Raw genomic sequence first — 24,387 nt, forward strand, 5'->3', positions numbered from 1 at the left:
CCAGAGTTTCGAATGCCTGGGTGTTGCTCCGTTCTGATCGCTGTCGGCCATCGGGAGCATAGCCACAGGTGATCAGGTCTTGGGTGGGCGTGGAAGTGATTTCGGCCCCTCTGCGGCGGCGTACGTAGCTCTGGTGTGGTCGATCCTGACAGCCCAGTGGCCGTCTACCCAGGTGCGGGCAGGGCGGGCGCGGCGTGCCGAACGGGCGGAACAGCAGATAACCGATCGCACCGGGTGCTGGTCTCTTCGGTTGGCCACAGGTCTATCTCAGCCCTTCGAGGGGCGGCACAGGACCTTCTGTTCGGACGGCGCGTTCCAGCTGGCGAGGAGGCGTAGTCGGTCGGCGGTCGGGGATCCCGCGGCCGCGGTGTAGGCCACGAGGAGCCGGGCGGGGTCTCCGGGCAGGACGCAGGTTTCGTGGGCGAGGTCCAGTTCACCGACGATCGGGTGGACGATCGTCTTGCTTCCGTGGGTCTTGTCCTGCAGGGGATGCTTTGCCCAGAGCCGTGCGAAGTCCTTGCTGCGCATGGTGAGTTCGCCGATCAGGGCCGCCAGTCGTGGGTCGTTCGGGTACTGCCCGGCTTCGAGGCGGAGGAAGGCCACGGTTTCGGCGGCGACGCCCTCCCAGTCCTGGTAGAACTCGCGGACGCCCGGGTAGCCGAAGGTGTGGCGGGTGACGTTGCGGTAGACGGGATCCATGGTGCTGAATCCGTAGAGGGCGTCGGCGAGGTCGTTCCAGGCGAGGAGGTCCGTGCGGCGGCCGATGACACAGGCCGGCACGCCCTCCATCATGTCCACCAAGCGGCGCAGCCCCGGCCTGATGGTCCGGCCGGGTTCGTCCCGCGTCGGCGGCCAACGATCTGGGTCTGCTGATCTTCTCCCCGCTGAGCGGCGGCGTGCTGACCGGCAAGTACCGTCCCGACGCCACGCCGGAGTCGGGAACGCGGCTCGGGCACCCGGCCTATGGCGCGGTGTTCGGTGGCAAGACCCGCGAGGAACGGACCTGGGAGATCTTGTCGGTGGTGCGGGACATCGCGGCGCGCCGGGGGATCACTCCGGCCCAGGTCGCGCTGGCCTGGACCGCGGCCAGGCCAGGTGTGTCGTCCGTCCTGCTGGGGGCGCGCACACTGGAACAGCTGAAGGGAAACCTCGCGGCGGTCGAGGTCACGCTGACCGAGGACGAGACACGACAGCTGGACCTGATCAGCGAGCCGCGGATCGACTACCCGTATGGGCCGATGGCCCAGGCGCTGCGCAGCCGTCCGCTCGCCGAGGTACCGCTGACCATGCCGATCGCGAAGAAGTAGTCCGGCGATAGCGCTCGGCCGTCGGTGACTCGTCGTTCACCGTCGCCGATCGCCCAGCACCGTCCTTCACGGTTGGTTCGTTTTCGTGCCTTTCGGCTGGTGTCGGTGACAGCCGGCGGTGGGCGAGCATCGGATGCTTGCCCACCGCCGGCTGTGAAGAGGCTCAGGCCGGTTGTGGTGTGGTGGCGACGAGGTCGTTGAGCCACGGCAGTACGGCGGTCCTCGGGTCGACGGATTTGGGCAGCAGGCCGTTGGCGGAGAGCAGGTCGGCTGCCTTGTGTTGTTCGGCGAGGAACTTGTCGGTGACGGGGCCGAGGCCGAACGGCCGGTTGCGCAGTGCGTGCTCCCATCCGTCCACTTCGGACTCGGTGGTGGCGAAGTAGCGGGCGGCTTCGCGGGGATTGGCGGTGATCCAGGCGTCGGACTCTCGCAGGGATTGGATGATGGCGGTCAGTTCGTCGCGGTGTTGTTCGGCGAAGTCGCGGCGGGTGAACCAGAGCGACGGGTGGCTGAACAGTCCTTCGGTTTCGATCAGTGTGCGTACGTCGGTTGTGTGCTCGACCGTGCTGAGCGCGGGGTAGGCGCCGACCCAGGCGTCGAGTTCGCCGGACAGGAAGGCGGCCGGGCCGTCGTGTACGGAGGTGTTGACGGGTTCGATGTCCGACCAGGTCAGTCCGGCGCGGTGGAGGGCGAACAGGGCCAGGGTGGTCTGCCAGGAGCCGTGTGCGATGCCGACGCGGCGGCCGCGCAGGTCGGCGACCGATGAGATGGGGGAGTCGGCCTTCACGACGAGTCTGCCGTTCTCGACGCGTGGCCCGGAGATTCCGACGTAGACCAGGTCGTGGCCGTGTGCGAGCCCGGTGACGGGTGGGGTGAAGCCGGTGCCGATGAAGTCGTAGCCGCCGTCCTCGAACAGCCAGTCCGAGTGGAGGGTGGGCAGCGCGGTCTTCGGGTCGACGGGTGGTTTGGCGGGCAGGGTGCGGAGGTCCACCCATTCGATGTCGGGCAGCCGCTGTTCGAGGATGCCTCGGTGCCGGAGGACGAACAGTGAGTTGTTGTTGGGGAAGTAGCCGACGCGGACGGTCATGGTGTTTGCTTTCAGTTCGAGGGGATCAGGCCGAGGCGGCGGGCTTCGTCGGCCAGGCCGGTGCGGCTCCATTGGGCGACGAGGTTGGTCGGGTCGAATTCGACGGAACCGCCGAGTCCTTCGGCGATGGCCTGGAATTGGGCGCCTTCTTCGAGCAGCACGATGAACTTGGCGGTCTCGAGCAGGCCGTCGCGCCCGATCACGTTGACGCCGCCGTTCGCTTCGAAGATGGCAGCCAAGTGCGGGTCGGTCTTGAGCCGGTCGAGGATGAACTCGCTGGCCGGTGTGCTGCGGTCGATATGCGGCGGGATCTCCCGTGACAGGGTGAGCCGCTGTGAGGCGGCGTACCGGATGGGCAGTGTGCGGTGGGTTTGGGCCCAGCCGCCGAGCCACGGGGTGTGGATGTGCACGACGGTGGTGATTTCTGGGTGGTCGCGGAAGACCTTGCTGTAGCCGCCGATGAAGCCCGCCCGGCCGGTGCCGGACAGGACGGTGCCGTCGAAGGTGGCCACCACCGGTTCGACGGTGCGGTCGTCGGACCACGGGCCCGGTTCGTTGAGTCCGATCGCGATCTCTTCGCCCGGCACGCGCTCGACGAAGTTCACGGTCCCGTTGGCCGACGTGGTGCCGGTCTCGCGGAACACGCGAAAGGCCTTTTCCGCGTCCTGCCGGGCTTGTTCGGCGAATTCGGTGATGGTGGCGCTGAGTGTGCTGGTCATTTTATCTCCTGTCGTCAGGCGGTCAGAGCCGGGTGGACGGCGGCGGGTTTGGTGAACCGGGAACGGCCGAGCAGGGGGAGGACTTCCTCGCCGACGCGATAGGCCTCCTCCAGATGCGGATTGCCGGCGAGGATGAACGCGTCGACACCGAGGTCGAGGAGCTGGTCGAGGCGTTCGGCGACCTGCTCGTAGCTGCCGACGAGCCCGAAGGCCGGCCCGCCGCGCAGCAGGGAGAATCCGGCCCACACGTTCGGCTGTACCTCGACGTCGCGGTAACCGCGGATGGTCTCCGGCACCCAGCCCTTGATGCGGCCGGCACCGACGGAGTCGCCTTGTGCCTGGCGATTGGCGATCGCCGGGTCGACGTGGCGCCAGCCTTTCTCGATCTCTGTCCATGCCGCTTCTTCGGTGTGCCGGGCGAGGATGTCGATGCGTACCGCGAACTTCGGGGTGCGGCCGAGTTCGGCGGCGTGTTCGCGGACGCCGTCGAACTTCCGCTTGAGGTCGTCGAAGGGTTCCAGCCACGACAGGTAGTAGTCGGTGTGCAGTGCGGCGGCGTTCACCGCGGCGGCGGACGAACCGGAGAAGTAGATCTCCGGGAAGGGTTCACCGGCGAGCTGGTCCGGCAGCCGGGCGCCTTCGGTGCGGAAGAACCGGCCCTCGAAGTCGTACGGTTCGCCTCGCCACACTCCTTTGAGGACCTGGAGGAACTCCGAGGTGCGGGCGTAGCGGTCGTCGTGGGCGACCTTGTCACCCCACCACAGCTGCGCCGGCCCGCCGCCGCCGGAGATGATGTTGTAGACCAGCCTGCCGCCCGTCGCTCGTTGCAGGCTCGCCGACATCCGCGCGGCCTGCAGCGGATGCAGGAAACCGGGCTGGAACGCGACCATGAACCGGTAGGTGCTGGTCTCCCTGGCGAGCGCGGCCGACAACGCCCACGGGTCCTCGGTGCCAGGGAACGAGGGCAACAGCCCACCGAGGAACCCGGCGGCCTCCGACGCTTTCGCCACGGCCGCGGCATGGTCGATGTAGGAGTACCCGTCGGGCTCGCCGCCACGGACGGCGGGTGCGATGTTGCCGGGGCCCAGTCCGCCCCAGTCTCCGCGGTTGCGGACTTTCGGAGTGCGCAGCGAAGCGTGGTCGCCGCCCATGCCGATGCGCCAGTAGACGTCCACGGTCATGCGCTCGCTCCTGTCAGGGTGCGGCCCGCCGGATCGGCGAGGTGGAGCAGGTGCTCGCCCGCCCGGTGGATCTCTTCGATGCTCGGATGTCCACTGAGGACGAAGGTGGTGATGCCGGATCGCTCGTAGGCGGCAAGTCGTTCCGCCACTTGGTCGTAGCTGCCGACCAGCCCGACCGGGACGCGGTGTCCGATGTGGTCGAAGCCGTCGAACCGGAGATCGTCGATGAACCTGGCCAGGACCTCGGGTTCTGTCGCGGACGGGTCGGTTTCCCGCCACAGCCGCAGCAGCCGTGCTCGTGCCTCGTCTTCGTCCTCTCGCGCGATCACCGGCAGCACGAGCCCGGCCCCGACCGCGCGGTCGCGGGCCGTGGCCGCGTCGCGCAGGGCAGCGACCTGGGCAGCGAGGCTGTTTGTGGATTCGGTGAACAGATGTACGTCGCCGTGCTCGGCGGACAGAGCGATGGCCTCGGGTGATGTGCCGGTCAGGTGGACGGTGGGGAAGGGATGTCCGTCGACGGCTTCGTCGAATCCGCCCGCCACGACGTCGAAATACGTGCCGTCGTGGTGGAACTCGCCGCCGTCGAACCCACCACGGAGCGCGCCCCGGCCGGACCACACGCCTCGGGCGACAGTGAGGAATTCGGCCGCCCGCTCATAGCGAGCGGTGCCGGTCACCCGGTCGCCGCGTTGCCGCGCGTCCTGCGTGGTGGTGTCCACGTGCAGTAGCCAGTCGAGCCGGTCCGCGCCGAGGCGCTGGAGGGTCAGCGACAGCTTCGCCGCGTACACCGGTGTGCCGAACGCCGGATGGAACTCGACGATGACCCGGGAATGCCGGGTGTGCCGCAGGGCTCCGCCCGCGACGATCCAGGATTCCTCGCCGTCCGGGTCGTATGGCGCCACGACACCGTCCAGGCCGGCCAGTTCGGCCGCGTCGATCACTTGGTGGAGGTGCTCGAATCCGTTGCGCTGCCAGCGGGCCGGATCCGCCCGGCGGCCGTCGCCGCGCAGCGGTAGTTCCCAGAGAAAGCGGGTCATGACAGCTGCCTCCTCGCCTGCTCGAGCGGTTCGTGCGCCACCCACGAATCGAGGTCGAAGTCGGTGGCGAGGAAGCCGTGGCTGTAGAGGAACTGCTTCTGCACACCGAGGAGTTCGATGCGTTCGGCCGACAGTGTCGGGTGCAGGCCGAGGTGGAAATCGTCGCCGTAGGCCGAGGTCACACCCTCGGGGCCGGAGAAGGTCTCACGAGCCAGCACGGTACGTACCTCGTCCAGGTGGTCCACCGCCCAATCGGCGGCGCGCAGGCTCGCGGCGAGGAAGCCGACGACCAGATCCGGCCGGCTTTCGAGTAAGTCGGCGTGGACGGTGATCGGGCGCGGAGTGCCGTTGTTGACCCGGCCCCGCCGATCGGTTCCGGTGTCGAGGTCGACCGCCACCTGGAGTTCGTGCTGCCGCGCGGTTTCCGCGGCCCGCGCACCCTTGACGTAGATCGCGTCGACCTCACCGGCCAGCAGCTCCGTCACGCCCCAGGTAGTACGGCGTGAGACCGTGTCCCGCACTTCGGGTGTGCGGTTGACGTCGAGCTCGACCACGGTCACGTCGGCCAGGGTCAGCCCGGCCAGGCGCAGCGCGTTGGCGAAGCCGTGCAATGCCATGGCTCGCGGGAAACTGCGCGCCTGGTCGGCGGCCCACGCGGGGACGCCGATCCGCTTTCCCGCGAGCCCGGCCGGACCGGTGACAGGGGAGTCGGGGCCGACGAGGATCGCTTGGGCCTCGTCGATCCACGTCAGCCCGATCAGCCTGGTCGGCGAACCGGCCGCGCGGGCGGCGAGGGCCGGGACGTTGCCACCCTCCCGGATCAGCCCGCGCAGGCGGTGATCGAAGTGGTGGACGGCGATGTCGGGGCCGGCGTCCTGCAACACTTCGAGGGGAAGCCCGTGCGCACCGGCGTTGTCGGCGAGCCAGCCGAGGCTGTGCGCGAGGCCGCTCGCCGTCGGCACGGGGCAACGGGTGTACCAGAGGGTGTCGATGGCGGGTTCATGGGTGACGGTCATGGAGCTCCTCCTGGGATTTCGGGGCGCCGCCGACACCAAGGTCGGCGAGGAAGGTGGCGCGGTAGCCGAGTGCGGCGGGATCGGTGCGGTCGCGGGGGTGCGGAAGATCGACCGGCTCGTCGCGGCTGAACCGTCCGTTGTGGAGGACCAGCACGCGGTCGGCCAGCCGGATGGCCTCGTCGACGTCGTGGGTGACCAGCAGCACCGCGGGCCGGTGGCGTGCCACGAGATCACCGACGAGGTCTTGCATCCGCAGCCGGGTCAGCGCGTCGAGCGCGGCGAACGGCTCGTCGAGCAGCAGCAGTTCCGGCTCCCGGACCAAAGCCCTGGCCAGCGCGACCCGTTGCGCTTCACCGCCGGAGAGGGTGGCGGGCCACGCGCGGTGTTTGCCGGCGAGGCCGACCTCGGCGAGCGCGCGCCGGCCGTTGTCCGTGGTCGCCCGGCCGCGCTTCTGCCCGATGACCACATTGGACAGTACTCGTTTCGACGGGACCAGCCGTGGTTCCTGGTAGACCACGGTCCGTTGCCTCGGCACGAGGACGTTGCCGGCGTCGGGTCGTTCCAGGCCGAGCAACAGGCGCAGCAACGTGGTCTTGCCGGTACCGCTGGGGCCGAGCAGGACGACGAATTCGCCGCGGTGCACGTCGAGGTCGATCCCGTCGAGGATCACCTTGTCGCCGAAGGACTTGCGTACGCCGGACAGTGACACGGCGAGCTCGGTGGTGGTCGTCATCGGGCCGCCACCCCCGCTCGCCACGGCATGGAGAACCGTTCGAGTACCCGCACGGCGGCGTCGAACAGCAGGCCCAGCACGGCATAGAGGACCACGCACAGCACCATGTAGTCGGTGCGGTTGTACTCCTGCGCCAGGCTGACGAGATAGCCGATGCCTTCACGGGTTCCGACCTGTTCGGCGGCGATGAGGCCGGTGATGCTGATGGACAGGCAGATCCGCAGCGCCATCAGTACCGCGGGCAGCGCCGAGGGCAGGATCGCGCCGAACACCAGCCGTGGCCCGCGCAGGCCGAAGCTGCGCGCCGCCTCCAGCATCTTGCGGTCGACGTTCCGGACGCCGAGGTAGGTGTAGGCGTACATCGGCGCGACCGTCGCGGTCGCGATCAGCAGCACCTTGAACTGTTCGTCGATGCCGAACCACGAGATGAACAACGGGACCAGCGCCAGGAACGGGATCGCGCGGTTGATCTGCATGGTCGCGTCGATCAGTTCCTCGCCGAGCGCGGACAACCCGGACAAGACCCCGAACACCAACCCTGCCGCGACCCCGAGGAGAACACCCGCGGCGACCCGCTGGAACGAGGCGAGAGCGAAGTCCACGAGCTGACCGGTCTGGTACAGCTCGGCGAACGCGGTCCACACCTTCGGCGGTCCGGGCAGCACCTCGGGAGAGATCGCGCCGGTCGCCGAACCGATCCACCATGCCGTCACGAGCAGCAGGGGAACCGAGAACCGCAACGGAATCGACAGCCAACGCGACCGTTCGCGGTTGCCACGGTGATCCGGGCGGACGAGGTCGATCGGCTCCGCACGGGACGGCGTGCTCACGACCGCGGTCATTTGCCACTCGCCTTGTGCTGGGCGAGCTTGCCGGGCAGGTCGTAGAACACGTCCGCCGAGGTGATCTCGCGCAGGGTGACACGGTGCTGGAAGAACAGGCCCGCCACGGAATCGAGGTCCTCCGCGTCCTGGGGCGTCGGATAGCGCGGCACAGCGGCCTCCGCACCGAGAGCGAGCGCGCGATCCAGCCTGGCTCCCGACAGGGCACGCGGGCCCGCCTTCTCGAAGACGTTCTCGAAGGCGGCAGGATCCGTGCGCTGCTGTTTCGTCAGTTCCTGCAGGGTTTCCAGGTACTTGGCGGCGACATCGGGTCGCTCCTCGAGCACCGCTGTCCGGAACGCGACGATGGTGTTGTCGACCGACCCGATGCTTTCCTCGGTGGCGATCTCCACCGCTCCCTTGGCCTTCGCCTCCTGGTAGGGCTCGTTGAACGAGGCCCACGCGTCCACTTTCCCGGTGGCGAAGGCGGAGGTGGCGTCGGCCTGCTGCAGCGGTACCCGCTCGACCCGATCGGCCGGGATTCCGGCCTGTGCCAGTGCTTTGAGCGTGATGTACTCGCCCTTTCCGGCCGGGTTGACCGCGATCCGTTTGCCCACCAGGTCCGGCACCGATCTGATGCCGGATGCCGGAGAGGCCAGAATCCCGTTGCGGTCCTTGCCGACCGGGTCGGCGACCGCGATGATCCGCACGCCGACGTCCTTGGACAAGGCCCCGACCACGGGGCTGTAGGCGCCACCGGAGACGTCGAGCCTGCCGGTGTTGAACAACTTCAAGTTGGAGCTGAAGCCCGGTGTGCTCTCCACCCACTCGACTCGGGCGCCCAACGGGGCGAGGGCTTTGTCGAAGGTCCCGTCTCGCTTCCCTACCGCGAGCGGGCCGGCGTTACCGGGGTCGGTGACCTTGAGGACGAAGGAGGCGTCGCCGGCCACACCCGCGTCGGCACCCGTGCCGCAGCCCGCGGCGGTCAGCGCGAGGAGAGACGCCATCGCGAGCGTGAATCCGGCGAGGCCGGGTGTGCTGGACAGAGGTGTGCGGGGCATGGAGGTAACTCCTGAAGGGGGTCCGGCTCAGCGGCTCGGTCAAGACGTCCGGACCATAACCACGCGATTCCCAGCGGAGCCACCAGTTCCACGGACTGGAAAGACTTCCGCCTTATCGCGTCTTCGGTGCACCCTGGCCGAGGGAGCTTTCCGATATCCGGAAAGCGCGGTACGGTTTTGCCCGTGGCACGAAGTGGTGATGGCGGAGTCCAGACCGTGGCGAGGGCGCTGGCCGTCCTCGGCTGTTTCCGCACCGGCGAGGAGCAAGGCATCTCCGAACTGGCCCGCGGAGTCGGCCTGCCGGTGAGCACGACGCACCGGCTGGTCACGGCTCTGGTGGACGCCGGATTTCTGGAGAAGAACCCTGAATCCGGTCGCTACCGCATCGGTGGCGCGCTCGCGGAATACGGCCAGATCGCCTACCGGCAGCACAAGGTCTACCTTGTCGAGCCCCACCTGGAGCAGCTCGCGACCACCACCGGTGCCTCCGCGTCGGTCGCGATCCGCCACGGCAACGACGCGGTGCTGCTCGGCACCAGCCGCTGGCGCGAGGCCGAGGGCCACCGCCTCCAGGGCCTCCGCCTCCCGCTGCACGCGAGCGCGCTGGGCCGCGCGCTGCTGGCGTGGTCCGCCCCCTCGGACGACGAACTCGCCCGGCTCCCGTTCACCGACGCCACCGACCGGGCCCCGGCCGATCCCGCCGAACTGGCCAAGGAACTCGCGCTCACCAGGGAACGGGGATGGGCGTTCAACGACGAGGAACTGGCCGAAGGCTTCCGCACCATCGGCATCCCGGTACTCGATCGCGACGGCCGGCCCAGATTCGCGTTGGGACTGCGCGGCACCACCGAACTCATGATCCCCGAACGCGTCCCCTTCTTCGTCGACCTGGCCAAGATCACCGCCGCCGAGATCGGGGGCGTCCTGCTTCCCTGACCGCTCGGGTGCGGCTGCTCGCGTCGTCGATCACCTCGAACCCGTGGCGAGCATCCCGTCGATGGTGTACGAGACCAAACGTGCGGCCTGTTCGTCCGACGAGTGCTCTCGTGTCCAAGCCCCGGCGTTCATCAAGGCGAACAGGTCCGCCCCCGTCACGCCCTGTCGGACCACTTGCGCGGCGACCGCGCGATCGACCAGTCGCTCGCCGATATCCGACATACGCTCACACGACGCGTGCAGTTCCGAGGCGTCGTCGTCGACGCCGTCCGCCAACATGCCCGCGAGCCCGCGATACGTGGCCGCGTGCTCGACGACCAAAGCCGCCCAGTGGCGCAAAGCCGCCTCCGGCGGCTGATCGCACAAGGCGTTCCCGGCGGCGAACAGCGCCTCGTTCCGGTCACGCAGCACCGCGCCGACCAGGGCGCGGCGGGTCGGGAAATGACCGTACAGCGTGCCGATCGCGACTCCGGCACGCCTTGCGACGCTCTCCAGTGGTGCGCCCGTGCCCTGCTCGCGGAACACGGTGTCCGCCTCCGCGAGCAGACGATCGCGGTTACGGAGCGCGTCGGCCCGCGGACGCCTTCCCGTAGAACTCACTCTTGCCTCCCCGTTATGTCGAGGTACCCTCGACTTAATTACTCGAGGAACCCTCAGTTTAATGGAGATCGTGATGATCCTGATCACCGGCGCCTCCGGGAGTATCGGCCGCCACCTCGTCCAACGTCTGCGCGGACGGGAGATCACCGCTTTCGTGCGCGATCCGGCAACCGGTGCCGAGCTCGGCTGCCCCTACGTCGTCGGCGATTTCGACGATCCGGAGTCGGTCGCGGCGGCGGTGAGGGGAGTGGATCGGGTGTTCCTGAACGCGGGTGGCGCTCAGCCCGTCGAGGGGGAACAGCCGATGATCCGTCAGCAGTGTGGGCTGATCGACGCCGCGGCCGAGGCCGGGGTCGCGCACATCGTGAAGGTGTCGGTCTGGCACGCGCGCGCGGGCGCCAGGTTGGCCGAGGGCGCGCATTGGGTCATCGAGGAGCACCTGAAGGCGTCCGGGCTCGGCTGGAATATCCTGCAGCCGAGCGGATTCATGCAGAACTTCCGCACCGGTGCCGGGGTCTTCACCGAAGACGGCCACATTCTGGGCGCGTACGGCGAGAGTCGAGTGTCCTATGTGGATTGCGTGGATATCGCCGCATGCGCCGCCGCTTTGCTGACGGAGGGCGCGCGGCCCGGCGAGACCTACGTCCTCACCGGCCCGGAAGCCCTCACACACGCGGAGATCGCGGCGAAGCTGTCCGCCGTGGCTGGCCGGAATATCCGCTACGTCGATCTGTCTCCGCGCGCCTTCGCGGCCAAGCTCGACGCCGCCGGTTTGCCCGCACGGTTCGCTCAGGATGTCGCGGAGTTGTTCGCGGAGGTCGCCGGCGGCAGACTTGCCGAGACCACGACCGCGGTCACCGACCTCACCGGCCGTCCAGCCCGGACATTCGACGCCTTCCTTCGCGACAACGCCGGGACGATCCGCGACTCCTGGTCCAGCGGGACTGGTCCCCGATGACGCTGTCTAGAGTCTCTGGGTGCTGCGCCTCAGTCGCCTGTTTCCGGCCGTTGCCGTTGTGCTGATGCTGGCCGCCTGTGGCTCGCAGAGGGAGCTGCCGTCCGTTCCCGTCGTGATGGATGAGTACATCGGCTCGACGTCGGTGAAGAACGACCGGTTCACCGGAGGCACGAGCGAGGAGCGGCTGACGTTTCTCCGGGCGAACTACAGGCTCGAGCTCCTCGATACCCTCCTGCTGAGCGCGTACCGGTGCGGCGACGGCAAACCTCGTGGTCCGCTGCCGTCGGACAGGTGCGACCTGAACGACGCTGTCCGGCGGGCGCTCGGGGCCGATGGTGGCGCGCCGTACGCGCGATCTCTGCTCGTCAAACGCGGACGCGGCACTCTCGAGCTCCTCACGCTCTACCTCGCACCCGGTTCCGGGAAAGCCGTCGACCGGACGGGACGCGGTTACGCCAATCTGGAGGACTTCCGCGCCAACAACGACCTGCTCGAACCCGAGGACCTGGTACTGATTTCCGCTGATCTCACCGGCGTCCCCGGCGGCCCCTCGGTCGTCGTCACCGGGCACACCCCACCCACCTTTCCGTGGTGGCTGCTCGGCTCATTCGCTGCGGCGGCTGTCGCGATCACCATGGTGGCCGTTCTGATCCGGCGGCGAGTAAAAGCACGCTACGACCGCATACTCGGGCCTGGGGCCGTCTGATCAGCCGGCTCCTGGTCGGACGTCATCGCCCCGCGACCGGTGCGAGGTTGTTGACGACGCTCACTGGTCCGGATCGATGGTGGTGAATGTCTCCAGTTTGCGGTCCGCCAGCAGCTCGATTGCTTCGCCCAGGACCCGGGTCCGGAATGCCTCCGTTGCTCGGTGGTCTTCGTATCCCGAGGGGTCGGTGTAGTGCTCGTAGAGGACGATCGTGTCGGGGTCGCTGGTGCTGACCTGGGCCTGGAAGTGGAGCGTTTTCGGCTCGCCGCGGTTGCCCGGGGTCATTTCCTCCAGGACGCGTATCACCTTGTCCCGCGCTCCTGGTTTGGCCTTCCAGGTCGCGATCACGACATGTCCCATGGGTGTTCCCTTTCGCGAGTGTTCAGATGGTGAAGCCGATGGCGCGCAATTGCTCGCGGCCTTCGGGCGTGATCTCCGCCGGCGTCCATGACGGCGTCCATTCCCAGTCGATGCGGAAGTCGTCGACGGGCGGTGTGGGGCCTTCCAGGAGTTCTTTGCGGATCTGGTCTTCCATGACACCGGTCAGCGGGCAGGCCGCGGAGGTGAGCGTCATGGTGAGGACCGCGGTGGTGTTCTCCACGGACACGCCGCGGACGAATCCGAGGTCGACGATGTTGATCCCCAGGTCCGGATCGATGACGTCCATGAGCCTGTCGCGCAGCTCGGGGACCAGGGGGTGCGCCGGGTCTCCAGCCTGTGCTGGTGGCGCCGCGGGCGCATGGGGGGCGGGGGTCGATCGCGCGATCTCGTAAAGGCCGGAGGGAGTGAGCTCGATCGAGACGTTGCTGGTGACGCTCGTGATCCAGTCGGCCTTGCCGTGTGCCTTGCGGCGCACGCGGACGATGTTCTCGCCTTCCTCGATCCTGCCTGAGGTGACCCGCAGCGTGCCCGGGTCGAGCCCGGCGGCGGAGGCGTCGGCGACCGCCCGGTCCAGTACTCGTGCCAGTGGTTCGCAGGTACGGCCAGGTCCGTGGCGCAGCTTGGCGACCGCGTTCACGAGGTCGTGGCCGAGGATCTTGTCGAGTGCTTCGCGTGCGTTGTCGTGGTCGACGCGGACTTGGTTCTCGTGCACGTCGAGTGTCGTCAAGGTGGACATCATGCCTCCACGCGGGCTGGTGGCTATCGCCGCGCCAGCCGGTTCAAGGGGGTGGCTTCGTCCTGCAACTGTTCCGCGCTCACGGTGTGGTCCGTGAACAGCATCCGGCGGACAGCGAGAACGTCCTTGGGGCGGTTCAGGGAGATGACGCGGGTGATGCGTCCGTCCCGGAGAGAGAAGGCGGAGAACGACAGATCATCGAGGGAGCCCCGGAGGACCATGTCGTCGTCGGGCTTGGCCCGGCCCACTTGCTGGATGCTGTGGTCGTATTGGTCGGACCAGAACCAGTGCGCCTCGGCGAAGGGCGCGTCCAATCCGAGCATGTTCTTCGCGGCCGACGCGCCGTGCCGGATCGCCGAGTCGTGGTGTTCGACGCGCAGGTGCTCTTTGTAGAAGGGATGGAACGTGGATGCCACGTCGCCCGCGGCGAAAACATCGCGGGCGCTGGTCCGGGAGAATTGATCGGTGACGATGCCGCCCTTGACCTCGATGCCCGCGGAGTGGGCCAGCTCGACATTGGGCTGGGAACCCGCGCCGACCAGGACGAGGTCCGCTTCGATCCGGCCGTGGTCCGTTCGGGCGACCACGGTCGTGGGAGTCTCGTCGATTCTCTGCACGACGACACCGGCCACGACGTGCACGCCCGCGGCCCGGTGCACGTCGGTCATCACACCACCGATCACCGGGCCCAGCGCGGCCTGCATCAGCGTCTCGGTGCGCTCGAGCACTGTGACCCGTTTGCCCATCGACACCGCGGTCGAGGCCGCCTCGCAGCCGATGAATCCGCCACCCAGGATCGCGACCCGGTCGGCGGCGGCGATCCGGGTCCGCGCCTCCTGTGCGTCGGCGATGGAGCGCAACGTCTGGATGCGGTCGCTGTCGACGTGGGGCAGTGTCCGTGCCCGGACGCCGGTGGCGATCAGCAGCTTGTCGTAGGACAGCTGTTCGGCAGTGGAAAGGTCGATCGTCTTCGCCGTGGTGTCCAGGGATTCGGCGCGAGTCCGGAGCAGGACCGTGACGTCGTGCTCGGCGTACCAGTCGGCCGATTTGACCAGGGTCGCGGTTCCGTCCGTCTCCGGGGAGAGGAACCGCTTCGACAGCGGGGGGCGCTCATACGGCAGCGCCACGTCGTCGCTGACGATGCAGACTTCGCCCTCGAAGCCGTTGGCGCGGAGGGTGGCCGCTGCCGAAGCGGCGGCCACCCCTCCGCCGACGATGACGTGGCGCTGCCTGCTCATGAGCCGACGTCCACTCGGATCACGCCGTCGTCGCCGACCTCGCACGGGTAGCCGTTGAGGCAGGAGTCGTCCGGATTGATGCCCTTGCCGCTCGCCGCGTCGAACGTCCACATGTGCCGCAGGCAGGTGAGCGTTTCGCCGTCGAAGTCGCCCTCGTCGAGCACCCACGCCTGGTGGGGGCACCGGTTCTGATAGGCCTTGACGTCGCCGTCGACGTTGATGAGCAGAACTTTCACCCCGTCGACCTCGACGGGAACCATGTCGCCTTCCCAGAGCTCATCGAGGTGAATCGTCTTTCGCCATTGCGTGGTCGCGCTCGCGGAGGTCATGCCGATGCCCTGTTCGTGTCCCGCAGGATCGAGTCGGTGAACGCCTCCCGGGCGGCACGAGCGCCGGCGGCCACCTCCACGCTCGGGCGACCGGACTCGGGAAGCGTCTCGAGGATCCGGCCGAGCCCGGCGGCGGCATCGTCGGCGATGGGTGCCCATTTGCCGATCCATTTGTCGATCGCGGCGGCCGATTCGGCTCGCCGGCCGATCGCGAAGGTGGCGACCGCCTTGCTCCACCGGTTGCGACGCTGGTTGTCGGCGTCCAGGAAGCTCTGCAGCAGCCAGCCGAGATTGTCGCCGTTGGTGAGGGCGATCTCGCCGAACTGCCGGGTGAGCACGTCGTCCAGGGTCGGCAGCAGGACCAGGTTCAGCGCGGTGAACGCCTCGCCCCAGTCGTAGGTGATCAGCGCGGACTCCACTGCCTTGCGGGTCGCCTGCCACGCCGGGTGCTGCTCCCAGTGCCGGCGCTCCTGGGCGGTGCCGATGCCGGCGTCCGGGTGCGCGACCTGGAGCTCGCGGGTCCGGTAGGCCACCGTGGTCACTCGCCGCAGGAAGTCTGCGGTGGCCAGGCCGGCGGGGTTGGTGATGTAGGAGGTCGGTGCCAGGTAGCCGAGGTAGGCCTCGATCTGCTGGAACCCGTGGATCGCGTACCGCGACGGGGTGTACAGCGTGGCGAGTGTCTCGATCCAGCCGCGGCTGAATTTCGTGTCGGCGCCGAGTTGTGCGTATTCCTCGAGCACGCCGTGGATCTTCGACTCGGACTCGGCTTGTGCGTTCACGTACATCCGGTAGGTCAGGCTGTCGGGCTCGCGGAATTGCTCCCAGTCGTCGGCCTGCAGCGGGGACTGGTCACGGTAGGTCAGGAACCACAGATTCGCCGCCGAGGAAGGGTTTTGCTCGAAGGGGGCGTTGCGGTTCTCGCGGGTGGTCCAGTTCTGGCCGTGTGTGACGATCTCGTATTCGCTGGGCATCTTGCGCACGTCGCCGAAGGCGCTGAACGTGCGGCGTGCCCGAGGGCGGTTGGTGTGGTCGCTCATCGGACGAGCTCTCCTTCCGGAGCGTCGCGCTTGATCTTTTCCCAGACGATGTCGTCGCTGGTGGTGATGACGCGTCCGACGAAGGACGACATCATCGTCTGGAAGGAGCGGATCTCGTAGTCGGCTCCCAAATAGGCCCGGAGCGTGTCCTGGGTGACCCGCACCCTGGCTTCGCCTTGGACCCGCACGTAGGAGCCGCGGTCGACGACGACGATCTCCTGCTCGGGGTTGTCCTCGCGGATGGCCGCGATGACGTCTTCGATGTGGTCGCCCATCCTCAGGACGGGTCCGACGGGGTTCTTCATCACGAGCCTTCCGGGATGTCGTATTCGACGGCGATGTGATCCATCGGCGCGATGCCGGCTTCGGCGACCGTCATGTCTCCGGGAAGCGCCCGCCCGTTGTGGAGGACGACCTTGCGGTACGGGAGCGCACGCACCCGCTTGCCCTCGACGTGGTGGGCGGCCGCGGCCGCCACCTCGTCCATCGTGTTCGCGGTCGTGACCGGGACGAGGATCTGGACGAAGTCGGTCGCGAAGATCGCGTTGAGGGGCACCAGTTCGGGCGCACGGTCCTCGACGCCGAGTTCGGTCTGCTGTGTCATCAGCTCGCCTTTCCCGCCGGGGTGGCCAGACCGGGGGCCGCTCGGCCGACGTAGTCGCGGGTCCAGGCGGCGTAGTCGGGGTCGTCGCCCATGACTTCGGGAGTCATGCCCATGTAGGCCAGCACGCCACCCACGTCCATCGGCTGGATCTGGCCTGCCAGGAACCGGTCGATGAGCGTCTCGTGATTGACGTTGTCGCGGTCCTTCCAGAAGATCTGGCGGCACGTGTTGGTGCAGAAGTGGTATTTCTTGCCGTCGTAGTCCAGCTGCCAGGTGCGTACGCGCCATTTGCCGTCACGCGACTGCGTGGCGTTGCAGGCGGGCAGGTGGCAGGTGCTGCACAGCCACGGCAGCGTTTCGGGCAGTGTCGCCTCGACGTTGTCGGCGTTGACCTGGTCGATCATCACGTCCCATTTGTCGCCGTAGACGGTCTCCCAGTTGGGGTACTTCTCCCGCAGCCATTCGCGCTCGTCCTTGGAGACGCCGGCCTTCGGGCGCCACCAGAGAGTCGGCCGCCAGAACCACAGTCCCATGTGGAGCCCGTGGTGCCAGGTGTCGAGTCCCTGCATGAACTCGTCCCAGAACCACGGTTTCTTCAGCCCGTAGTCCTCGATGGTGTGGATGAACTGGTCGATCACCCACTCCTCCATGAACTCCCGGTAGGACTGCTTGCGGTGCTCGAGCGGGGTGTAGTAGTCCATGGCCGGTCCGGTGAGGGCCGCGAAGATGCGTGCGGAGCCCCAGAAGGACTTGTCGATGATCCACTGGGCGCGGACCGGGTCATGCTCGACAAGGATCTCCATGGTCGGGCCGCCCTGCTGGGAATGGCGGGCCTCGTCGGTCTGGATCGAGGAGATCATGTTGGCGAAATTGACGTCACCGGATTCCAGCGCGTCGGCGGAGAGCGCGACGAACTGCAGATTGGTGAAGCCGGTTTCGAAGGTGAACGGCAGTTCGATGGCCAGGTCGACCACGTTCGGCGCGGTCATCATGCCGTCGAACAGGTTGCGTGCCGAGATCGGCACCCAGTCGTTGGTATGGAAGGTCCGCTGGGTCCAGTCGTACTGCGGGTCCTTGGCGATGAACTCGTGTCCGAAGAAGGTCGTGATCTGCGCGTGGCGCATCTCGTCGAGCTGACCGAAGGTGGCCATGTTGCGCCACGCGCCGTTGAGACCGAAGCGGGCCATCTTGAGCTCGCCGAGCACGGCGGCGTACTCGACCAGCGCCACGCCTCCGAAGTGCATCTTCGTGGCCGACTTCCAGCCCTCGTCGAGGGCTTCGAAGTTGTTCGAGCGTTGCAGGGCCGCCTTGACCGCGTACGCGGACGACTCCTTTTCCCGCTGCGTGGCCACGTACTCGGGATAGGTGACCTTGTAGGACTCCTCCCAGTTCAGCCACGCTTCACGCGGGACCTTGCCGGTGCCCGAGTGCCATTCGGGGTAGATGGCCTCGTCGTCGACGTAGGTGGGCGTCCAATCCACGTCGCGGACGAATCCCTGCCATTCTTCTCGCTTGAGCAGTGCCATGGTGGGTTTCTTCTCCTAGTCCACTTCGTTGTGGCCGAGCTGCTGACTGATACCGGCGTTGTTCCAGTAGCCGGTGATGGAGGTGATGAGGCCGTCGGGGCCCACCGTGAAGATGAAGAGATGCGGCTCGCTGTAGGTCTTGCCGGCCGGGGTGATCAACCCCCATGCCTGCTGCTGGGTGCCGCCGATGTCGACCTGGGCGATCACGTCACCCTCGTCGTTGGCCTCCACGGAGTTCACGACGTTGGACAGGTTCGGGAACGCCTGGATCAGACCGGCCCAGATCGCCTTGCCGACCGTGCCGACCTTGCCGTCCGCTCGCAGCACCCGCTGCTTTCCCCAGACCTCGAACGGCGGGTAGGAGAAGTCGGCGTTGATCGCGCAGCGCTCGGCCATCCCGTGCACGTCGTGGGCGCGGTACCGGTCGAAGAACTCCGAGACGATGGCGGCGTAGTCCGCCGCGGTCTTGGTGTCGTTGGCTGTGATGGTCATGGCGTGGTCCTCACACGATCGCGATCTGGTCGAACCGCTTCACACCGAGGCGGCGGTACAGCTGCTGCTGGCACCAGTAGGCGTCGACGGCGACGATCCGGCCGTCGGCCACCGCGAAGCGCCACGCCTCGTCGAGGTCGAGGTGCTTCTCCTGATTGATCGCGCCGGCGTAGTCGGCGCCTTGGGTGCCTTCGACCTTCAGTTCGGCGGTCACGACCTTCCCGGTGCGCAGGACGCGCTTGGTGGTGATGAGCAGATCGGGGAACGCGCGCACGAGGTCATCGAGGACCTCACGAAGGACGTCGGCGGAGCCGCCACTCTTGCCGAGTCCGTAGACGGTCACCCGGACATCGGTGTCGACGAGGCTCATCGCGGCCTCGACGTTCCCGCGGCCGAGCGTGTCGAGAAACCCGACAACTGGATCTGAGCCGAGGCTGGTCACTGGATCGCTGCCTTTCCTGGTGAAGATCTTGCGGAGGAGGGACATGTCAGGCCGCCCTGACCGCGGTGCCCCGGAGCGCCTTGATGACGGCGTCGGCAGCGGCCTCGGTGGATCCGGGGTTCTGGCCGGTGATCAGGTGCCGGTCCACCACCACGTGGCTGACCCAGGCCGACGGTCCGTCGTCGAACACGGCCCCGGCGTTCTTCAGGGCGGTGTCGACGTACCAGGGCAGTCCCAGGCGGCCCGGCTCGGTCTGGTCCTCCTCCTCGTCGGTGAAGCAGGTCATGCGGTAGCCGTCGAAGAGCCATTGACCGTCCGCGCGTTCGGGGGCCGAGAGCAGGAGCGCCGGACCGTGGCACAGCGACGCGATCGGTGCCGCCTTCTCGTGGAGGGCGACCAGCAGCCGGCTGATGTCGGCGTTGTCGGCGAGATCGACCATCGGGCCATGGCCACCTGGGGCGAAGACCGCGTCGAAGCCGGCCAGATCCTCGTCGCTCAGCGATCGCAGGTCGACCGGCCGCTGGAAACCCGGGATCGCGTCGAGTTCCGCCTTGCGCTCGGCGGCCAGCCGCTCGCTGTCGCGACGCTGGGCGGCGACCGCTTCCTTGACCTCGGCGTCGGTGAGCCGGCCGGCGAACTCGTCGCCGGAGAAGACCTCGGCGATGGTGCGGTCCTGGCGCCAGGCCAGCTTGGCCGCCTTGCTCACCAGCCCGCGTGCCTCGTGGCGTGACAGGCCCTTGGACTGCAGGACCTCGGCGACCCGCCGGGCGGCCGCCAGGCCGAGCTCGGTGGCGTGGTGGAGGGTGAACCGAATGTCGTCGGGGTCGACGGCGAAGGTCCGGACCACGGCGTTCAGATAGTCCTGGTCCGCGTCGGGGTAATGGAAGAACCAGCTGAGGCCGTACGGGTCGGCCGTGGGGGCAGCGCCGTCGGGAGTCACGACGACGACGTCGAAGCCCGCGGCGACGAACCGCTCGTAGGGCTTCAGCGCCTCCTCGGCGAAGTACCCGGTCGGATGCTTCGTGCCGTCGGCCAGCGTGATCTCAGAAGCGCTCGATACCAGGTAGGCAATTCGAGTCATCAGGGTTTCCTTCGGTCGTTTCTCGCAGTCCGTGACTGCCATCACGCCCCGTAGACAACTCCAGAAGAGAGCTCCGCAGTGCTTCATTCCTGTTCGATGTGTGCCCATTTCAAGCGTTTTCCGAAGCCGGTATCGCACTACGACGAACTTGTGTCGCAAACCTGCTTCGACCTGCTCGCCTGGGAAGGAATCGCCCTAACGTGGTGGCTTCTCCAGCCGGAGGACCGCCCCAATGAGAGAGGGAACAATATGGCTCGCGTTTTGTTCGCAGTCACCGGATCGCACTCGTGGACACTCAAGGACGGCACCCAGCACCCGTGCGGCTACTGGCCCGAGGAGCTCGCTGTGCCTCACGAGGTCTTTGCCGACGCCGGCCTGGACCTCACCATCGCCACCCCCGGCGCGGTCAAGCCCATTCCGGACGAGGCCGGCTTCAGCGCGGCGATGAACGGCGGCTCCGACGAGCCGGGCAACCGGTTCCGCGCCTACCTCGACTCCATCGACGGCCAGCTGAGCAAGCCGACAGACCTGGACAAGGTCAGCGCCGACGACTTCGACCTGGTGTTCGTCCCCGGGGGGCACGGTCCGATGGAGGACTTGGCCGTCTCGGCGACTTTCGGCAGGCTCCTGGTCGACTTCACCGAGCAGAACAAGCCGGTCGCCGCGGTCTGCCACGGCCCTGCGGCGTTGCTGCCCGCCGTCGACGAGGACGGCTGGCTCTTCCGGGACCGCCGCGTCACGGGATTCACGAACGTCGAGGAGGGCCAGGTCGGTTTCGACGAGAAGGCGCGCTGGCTGCTCGAGGATCGGCTGATCGCGGCCGGCGGCGCGTTCAAGTCCAGCGCTGCCCCGTGGCAGGCCCACGTCGTCGTCGACGGCAACCTGTACACGGGTCAGAACCCGGCATCGTCGCTGCCCCTCGCGCAGACGCTGCTGGCGTCGGTCGCCTCGACCACCGCCTGATACCAAGCTACTTGGTGGGAGCCGCCGGCACTGGCCGTGCTGGCGGCTCGTCGCCGCCGGCCGTTCGGGTCATTCAGGCTGAGTCCGCGCGCTCTGCAATTGCTCACCGAGCGACTGCGCGTCCACATAGGCCCTGGGCGTCGTGCCGAACCGGCTCCGGAACTCCTTGATGAAGTGCGACGCGCTCGAGTAGCCGACGGCGCGCGACACGTCCGTGACGCTGAGCCGGCCCTCGATCAGCAGCTCACGGGCCCGGTCGAGGCGGATCTCCTTGAGGAACTGGTACGGCGGGCGCCCGGTGACTTCGCGGAACAGATGAGAAAACGACGAGGGACTCAACGAAACCTGCTCGGCCATGTCGTTGACGGTGATCGGCTCGGAGAAGTGCTCGCGCACGAAGGTGAGGGCAGCCGAAATCGGGTTCGCCCCTGACTGCTTGGCGGCGATATAGAGCAACCTGGAGAACTGTTCGCGCTGCAGCACCCGGTACACGATCTCCTGAAGGTGCATGGGTGACAGCACCCGCCGATCGGCGCCGGTGCTCAGACTCTGCAGGAACCGGATGACCGCGCACATCAAGTCCGCGTCCAGGGCGGACACCAAGCCCTTCTCCGGGTTGTTCGGCATGCGAACCGGAGGGAAGCCCGCGGCGGTGCGCCGATCGAGCATGTCGGTCGACACCTTCTTGACGAGCGCGGGGTCGACCTGCAGCACGAACGACAGAAACGGCTTGCGCGGACTGGCCTCGAGGATCTGGGCCTGGAAATGCAGATGACTGCTCAGCACGAGGTAATGGAACGGGTCATACACATACCTGCTGCCTTCGACCATGACCGCCTTGCGACCCTGCGCCACGATCCCGATCGACAGGGATTGGATCTCTTCCCACGTCGGTTCGGTCGGCTCGTGGAAACGGTAGATCGTCAAACCGGGCCAACCACCGTCATTGCCGCCGACCTTGGGTGCCCGGGCGGCCAGCTCCGAGATCAAGTCACCCGTCGTGAGCAGGTGTTCCATCTGCGTTGACATTGGTACTCCCAGCTGCCGGGGCTGCGCGAGTGCCGCACCCGGCAGTCTATGTGTCGTGGGTCACCATGAGCTACCCAGAACCGGGCTTGGTCAACCGGGCTCCATCAGGCGAGTCGAGGACTGGCTGAACGTTCGCGGGGCCGAGACCGCTGTCAAGATCAGGTGAAGCGAGCGCTCGCGTTCGGAAGGAGATGCTGGGTTCGGTACTCCCGGGACCCTAGGGTTTCGCTTCTGGGGAGGGAAGTAGCCGCACGCAGACTCAAGCGGAACCCGCACACATCTCCGAGGAACGCTGCATCATCGACAAGATGGCGTTCGTCTGAGGTGCCGGTTCGGCGCCAGGCAAGCCGAGTTGGCGGTGAACACCTGCCGCGGCGGAGCACTTCAGGTCGGCATGCACCTGCTCGATGACCGCGTGCCCCAGGTGGGTCTTGTCCGCGGTGACGATGTTGAGGGCCTTGGTCAGCCGTGGTGAAGAACGCTTGGTGCCACCATGCGTCGAGCAGCGTGGCCTGGTCGGACGGCTTGCTCTTTCAGTCTTGAAGTCGGGGATTTAGCGGACCGCGAACCGACCGGCACGTGGTCGGCCTCGCGGCCGCACCTTCCTCGAGATGTACCGCGACAGCGTCAAGAATCCGAAGCCGTGACCTCTGACGACCTTAATGCCTCGTGCGGAATGGAGCGTCACCGTGGCTGAAAGCGACATCGCGCCCCGAGGGACTTGACGTCGGATGGACCTGGCACTGATTTGTCCTGCTGGCGGCCGGACTCCGGGGCGCGCCGGCGCCAGAGGCATCGCTCGGTCGCCGCCCTCGCGGAGCCGGATGCGAACATGTGTTCTATTGTCGTGCTTGTTGTGTGATCGATCGCGGCGTGACGTGAAGGTCAGGGAGGTGGACGGGCTGGGTTGGCTGGTGAGGGAGCGTGTCACTGGGCGTGAGTGGCGCGTGGAAACAAGTGACATGGCGTGGGAAGCCGGAGGCTACGACCTCGGGCGCTTTGAAGTCCACGTGCTTGGTGAACAAGTGGTGGGCGCTCCGGACGGCTTTCCCGACCCGACGTCATTCGAGAGTGTCGCTGATAGGTGTTGAGAGCGGCTGGCGGGGTTGTGATGAGACTTGTGGTGTTCGGTGATGGTGGCACAGGGGGTGCGGCTGCTGCGTCGTTGGCTGACTGGGCGGTGGCATCTGGCTGGTGCAGCTTCGGGATGTCGCTGAGACGAGCTGGGTTCGCGCCAATCGGTTCGCGGAGACCACCCGATATGCAGCGGCCCTGTTGCGCAGTCCGGTGCTGGGACAGGCTGATGCCGAATCACAGGCCGATGGAAGCCGCCCGCGCGAACACGCTGATCTACGTTTAGGCTCGCCAGGACCAGCCCGGCTGGCGCGGGAGAACGAACGCCCCATCAAAGAGGTGCGGCTGTTCGGGGGATCGATCATTCCCACTCGTGCGGGGGAGAACGTCGTGCAGGCGGTGAAGGCCGTGCACGAGGCCGGACCATTCCCGCTCGCGCGGGGAGAACAACCTCGGGCTGGCCACCGATGACCACGGCAGCGGACCAGCCCCGCTTGCGCGGGGAGAACCTGTCCACCTGGCCGACCGAAGTTACTGGGCGGGGACCAGCCCCGCTCGCGCGGGGAGAACCAGTTCCCGTTGTCGCGGTCGGGAGTAGCCCGGTCGTACGGGGAAGACGTCAATGGTGTGCAGGTGGTGCCGTCGCAGTGGGAACCAGCCCTGCTAGTGCGGGGAAGGCCCGGTCATTTAGCTTCCTTCACGACCAACGCTGGGACCAGCCCCGCCTACACGGGAAGACACTACTTGACCTGGTTGTCTGAAAATCGTAGTGGCGAATTTTATTCAGTCTGGTTTCAGTCACGTCGGATCATAATCCTTAATCAGGCGGTCCGGCTTGCCTGTCGGAGGCGGAGCCAGCCCTGCTCGCGCGGGGAAGACAGTGCCACGACAAGGCGGGCTATCCGGGGTCACGGATTAGCCCCTCCTGTGCGGGGACGACCCGGCATCCGGAGTGGACGGAAACGATCGCCGGGCACCCCCGCTCGCGCGGGGACGACGCCATGTGGTTCTTGTCATCGCCCCAACCCTTGGGTTGGAGCCTGTCAAGCGTGGCCGCTGTTCTCCCTGGTGTCCAGTCAACCCCAACCATATATGTGAACTTTCCTCAGGTTGTCCAAGAATGGTGCCGGCGGAGCATTGGGAGAGATCGATTTGTCCTTAATCTGAAGTGCGACTTAGCCGAGCGTATTGAAAACGTAGCTTATGGGCGTGATTTACGCGTATTTCTCTTGAGGGAGGGGTGGATTCGCGGAGGGTTCGACGGTGGCTAAAGTGGCCAGCCTCGTCAGGGGA

The 24,387-nt window shown here is 67.2% G+C and carries 26 protein-coding genes and 2 pseudogenes; 5 read left to right on the forward strand and 23 right to left on the reverse strand.

The genetic code is table 11. The features are described 5' to 3' along the window. Window positions 1-267 precede the first annotated feature (267 nt). Entirely contained in the window at window positions 268-822 is a 555-nt protein-coding gene (locus MJQ72_RS20445; RefSeq protein ID WP_396426996.1) for a hypothetical protein, read from the reverse strand. 29 nt (window positions 823-851) lie between these two features. On the opposite strand from MJQ72_RS20445, the pseudogene MJQ72_RS20450 reads away from it, so the two are divergent. Beyond that, window positions 852-1,307: pseudogene (locus tag MJQ72_RS20450) on the forward strand (aldo/keto reductase); the annotation flags it as partial. Window positions 1,308-1,470: 163 nt separating this feature from the next. On the opposite strand, the gene MJQ72_RS20455 reads toward MJQ72_RS20450, so the two are convergent. Genes MJQ72_RS20455 through MJQ72_RS20490 form a run of 8 tightly spaced genes read right to left on the reverse strand, consistent with a single transcriptional unit; the run spans window position 1,471 to window position 8,962 of the window. Further along, window positions 1,471-2,394: an ABC transporter substrate-binding protein gene (locus tag MJQ72_RS20455; protein ID WP_240600971.1), complete on the reverse strand. Its 924-nt coding sequence runs from the start codon at window positions 2,392-2,394 to the stop codon at window positions 1,471-1,473. Between the two features lie 11 nt (window positions 2,395-2,405). After that, complete coding sequence (locus tag MJQ72_RS20460; protein ID WP_240600972.1) at window positions 2,406-3,113, reverse strand: class II aldolase/adducin family protein; 708 nt, start codon at window positions 3,111-3,113, stop codon at window positions 2,406-2,408. A gap of 14 nt (window positions 3,114-3,127) precedes the next feature. Continuing rightward, entirely contained in the window at window positions 3,128-4,294 is a 1,167-nt protein-coding gene (locus MJQ72_RS20465) for an LLM class flavin-dependent oxidoreductase (RefSeq protein WP_240600973.1), read from the reverse strand. Then, a complete protein-coding gene (locus MJQ72_RS20470) occupies window positions 4,291-5,331 on the reverse strand; it encodes an LLM class flavin-dependent oxidoreductase (protein ID WP_240600974.1) in 1,041 nt (346 codons plus the stop codon). Before MJQ72_RS20470 ends, MJQ72_RS20465 begins: the two co-directional genes overlap by 4 nt. Beyond that, window positions 5,328-6,347: an ABC transporter substrate-binding protein gene (locus tag MJQ72_RS20475; RefSeq protein WP_240600975.1), complete on the reverse strand. Its 1,020-nt coding sequence runs from the start codon at window positions 6,345-6,347 to the stop codon at window positions 5,328-5,330. Before MJQ72_RS20475 ends, MJQ72_RS20470 begins: the two co-directional genes overlap by 4 nt. Then, a complete protein-coding gene (locus MJQ72_RS20480; RefSeq protein ID WP_240600976.1) occupies window positions 6,331-7,080 on the reverse strand; it encodes an ABC transporter ATP-binding protein in 750 nt (249 codons plus the stop codon). The genes MJQ72_RS20475 and MJQ72_RS20480 overlap by 17 nt, the downstream gene beginning before the upstream one ends. Continuing rightward, on the reverse strand, window positions 7,077-7,922 hold the full coding sequence (locus MJQ72_RS20485) for an ABC transporter permease (RefSeq protein ID WP_240600977.1): 846 nt from the start codon (window positions 7,920-7,922) through the stop codon (window positions 7,077-7,079). Before MJQ72_RS20485 ends, MJQ72_RS20480 begins: the two co-directional genes overlap by 4 nt. Continuing rightward, window positions 7,919-8,962 (reverse strand): NrtA/SsuA/CpmA family ABC transporter substrate-binding protein, encoded by a 1,044-nt coding sequence (locus MJQ72_RS20490; protein WP_240600978.1) that lies wholly within the window; start codon window positions 8,960-8,962, stop codon window positions 7,919-7,921. The genes MJQ72_RS20485 and MJQ72_RS20490 overlap by 4 nt, the downstream gene beginning before the upstream one ends. 183 nt (window positions 8,963-9,145) lie before the next feature. On the opposite strand from MJQ72_RS20490, the gene MJQ72_RS20495 reads away from it, so the two are divergent. After that, window positions 9,146-9,898: an IclR family transcriptional regulator gene (locus tag MJQ72_RS20495; RefSeq protein ID WP_240600979.1), complete on the forward strand. Its 753-nt coding sequence runs from the start codon at window positions 9,146-9,148 to the stop codon at window positions 9,896-9,898. A 30-nt stretch (window positions 9,899-9,928) separates the two neighbouring features. On the opposite strand, the gene MJQ72_RS20500 is transcribed toward MJQ72_RS20495, so the two are convergent. After that, entirely contained in the window at window positions 9,929-10,498 is a 570-nt protein-coding gene (locus tag MJQ72_RS20500) for a TetR/AcrR family transcriptional regulator (protein WP_240600980.1), read from the reverse strand. Window positions 10,499-10,571: 73 nt separating this feature from the next. On the opposite strand from MJQ72_RS20500, the gene MJQ72_RS20505 reads away from it, so the two are divergent. Both MJQ72_RS20505 and MJQ72_RS20510 read left to right on the forward strand, forming a co-directional pair. Then, window positions 10,572-11,456: an SDR family oxidoreductase gene (locus MJQ72_RS20505; protein WP_240600981.1), complete on the forward strand. Its 885-nt coding sequence runs from the start codon at window positions 10,572-10,574 to the stop codon at window positions 11,454-11,456. Window positions 11,457-11,475: 19 nt separating this feature from the next. Further along, window positions 11,476-12,162 (forward strand): hypothetical protein, encoded by a 687-nt coding sequence (locus tag MJQ72_RS20510; protein WP_240600982.1) that lies wholly within the window; start codon window positions 11,476-11,478, stop codon window positions 12,160-12,162. A gap of 60 nt (window positions 12,163-12,222) precedes the next feature. Here the strand turns inward: MJQ72_RS20510 and MJQ72_RS20515 are convergent, their stop codons facing one another. From MJQ72_RS20515 to MJQ72_RS20565, 11 genes are read right to left on the reverse strand one after another with little or no spacing between them, the layout of a single operon-like run. Continuing rightward, window positions 12,223-12,522 (reverse strand): putative quinol monooxygenase, encoded by a 300-nt coding sequence (locus MJQ72_RS20515; RefSeq protein ID WP_240600983.1) that lies wholly within the window; start codon window positions 12,520-12,522, stop codon window positions 12,223-12,225. Between the two features lie 22 nt (window positions 12,523-12,544). After that, window positions 12,545-13,279: an uL22 family ribosomal protein gene (locus tag MJQ72_RS20520; protein WP_240600984.1), complete on the reverse strand. Its 735-nt coding sequence runs from the start codon at window positions 13,277-13,279 to the stop codon at window positions 12,545-12,547. Window positions 13,280-13,302: 23 nt separating this feature from the next. After that, window positions 13,303-14,517 (reverse strand): NAD(P)/FAD-dependent oxidoreductase, encoded by a 1,215-nt coding sequence (locus MJQ72_RS20525; RefSeq protein WP_240600985.1) that lies wholly within the window; start codon window positions 14,515-14,517, stop codon window positions 13,303-13,305. Then, the gene (locus tag MJQ72_RS20530) at window positions 14,514-14,846 is read right to left on the reverse strand and encodes a Rieske 2Fe-2S domain-containing protein (protein ID WP_240600986.1); all 333 of its coding nucleotides are present in this window, start codon (window positions 14,844-14,846) and stop codon (window positions 14,514-14,516) included. The genes MJQ72_RS20525 and MJQ72_RS20530 overlap by 4 nt, the downstream gene beginning before the upstream one ends. Then, on the reverse strand, window positions 14,843-15,883 hold the full coding sequence (locus MJQ72_RS20535; RefSeq protein WP_240600987.1) for a toluene hydroxylase: 1,041 nt from the start codon (window positions 15,881-15,883) through the stop codon (window positions 14,843-14,845). The genes MJQ72_RS20530 and MJQ72_RS20535 overlap by 4 nt, the downstream gene beginning before the upstream one ends. Continuing rightward, complete coding sequence (locus tag MJQ72_RS20540) at window positions 15,880-16,188, reverse strand: MmoB/DmpM family protein (protein ID WP_240600988.1); 309 nt, start codon at window positions 16,186-16,188, stop codon at window positions 15,880-15,882. Before MJQ72_RS20540 ends, MJQ72_RS20535 begins: the two co-directional genes overlap by 4 nt. Continuing rightward, window positions 16,188-16,487 (reverse strand): toluene-4-monooxygenase system B family protein, encoded by a 300-nt coding sequence (locus MJQ72_RS20545; protein ID WP_240600989.1) that lies wholly within the window; start codon window positions 16,485-16,487, stop codon window positions 16,188-16,190. The genes MJQ72_RS20540 and MJQ72_RS20545 overlap by 1 nt, the downstream gene beginning before the upstream one ends. Beyond that, window positions 16,487-18,013: a toluene monooxygenase gene (locus MJQ72_RS20550; RefSeq protein ID WP_240600990.1), complete on the reverse strand. Its 1,527-nt coding sequence runs from the start codon at window positions 18,011-18,013 to the stop codon at window positions 16,487-16,489. The genes MJQ72_RS20545 and MJQ72_RS20550 overlap by 1 nt, the downstream gene beginning before the upstream one ends. A 15-nt stretch (window positions 18,014-18,028) precedes the next feature. Continuing rightward, window positions 18,029-18,505, reverse strand: a complete 477-nt coding sequence (locus MJQ72_RS20555; RefSeq protein ID WP_240600991.1) for a nuclear transport factor 2 family protein — start codon at window positions 18,503-18,505, stop codon at window positions 18,029-18,031. Window positions 18,506-18,515: 10 nt separating this feature from the next. Next, window positions 18,516-18,992, reverse strand: coding sequence for a nuclear transport factor 2 family protein (locus MJQ72_RS20560; protein WP_240600992.1), 477 nt, complete (start codon window positions 18,990-18,992; stop codon window positions 18,516-18,518). Between the two features lies 1 nt (window position 18,993). Continuing rightward, complete coding sequence (locus tag MJQ72_RS20565; RefSeq protein ID WP_240600993.1) at window positions 18,994-20,028, reverse strand: DJ-1/PfpI family protein; 1,035 nt, start codon at window positions 20,026-20,028, stop codon at window positions 18,994-18,996. Window positions 20,029-20,277: 249 nt separating this feature from the next. Here MJQ72_RS20565 and MJQ72_RS20570 point away from each other — a divergent pair, with 249 nt between their 5' ends. Then, complete coding sequence (locus tag MJQ72_RS20570) at window positions 20,278-20,991, forward strand: type 1 glutamine amidotransferase domain-containing protein (RefSeq protein ID WP_240601376.1); 714 nt, start codon at window positions 20,278-20,280, stop codon at window positions 20,989-20,991. 69 nt (window positions 20,992-21,060) lie between these two features. Here the strand turns inward: MJQ72_RS20570 and MJQ72_RS20575 are convergent, their stop codons facing one another. Both MJQ72_RS20575 and MJQ72_RS45140 read right to left on the reverse strand, forming a co-directional pair. Continuing rightward, complete coding sequence (locus MJQ72_RS20575) at window positions 21,061-22,020, reverse strand: AraC family transcriptional regulator (RefSeq protein WP_240600994.1); 960 nt, start codon at window positions 22,018-22,020, stop codon at window positions 21,061-21,063. 367 nt (window positions 22,021-22,387) lie between these two features. Continuing rightward, window positions 22,388-22,541, reverse strand: a pseudogene (locus tag MJQ72_RS45140) (IS1380 family transposase); the annotation flags it as partial. Window positions 22,542-24,387: the final 1,846 nt, after the last annotated feature.

Source organism: Amycolatopsis sp. EV170708-02-1, from assembly GCF_022479115.1.
GTDB lineage: Bacteria > Actinomycetota > Actinomycetes > Mycobacteriales > Pseudonocardiaceae > Amycolatopsis.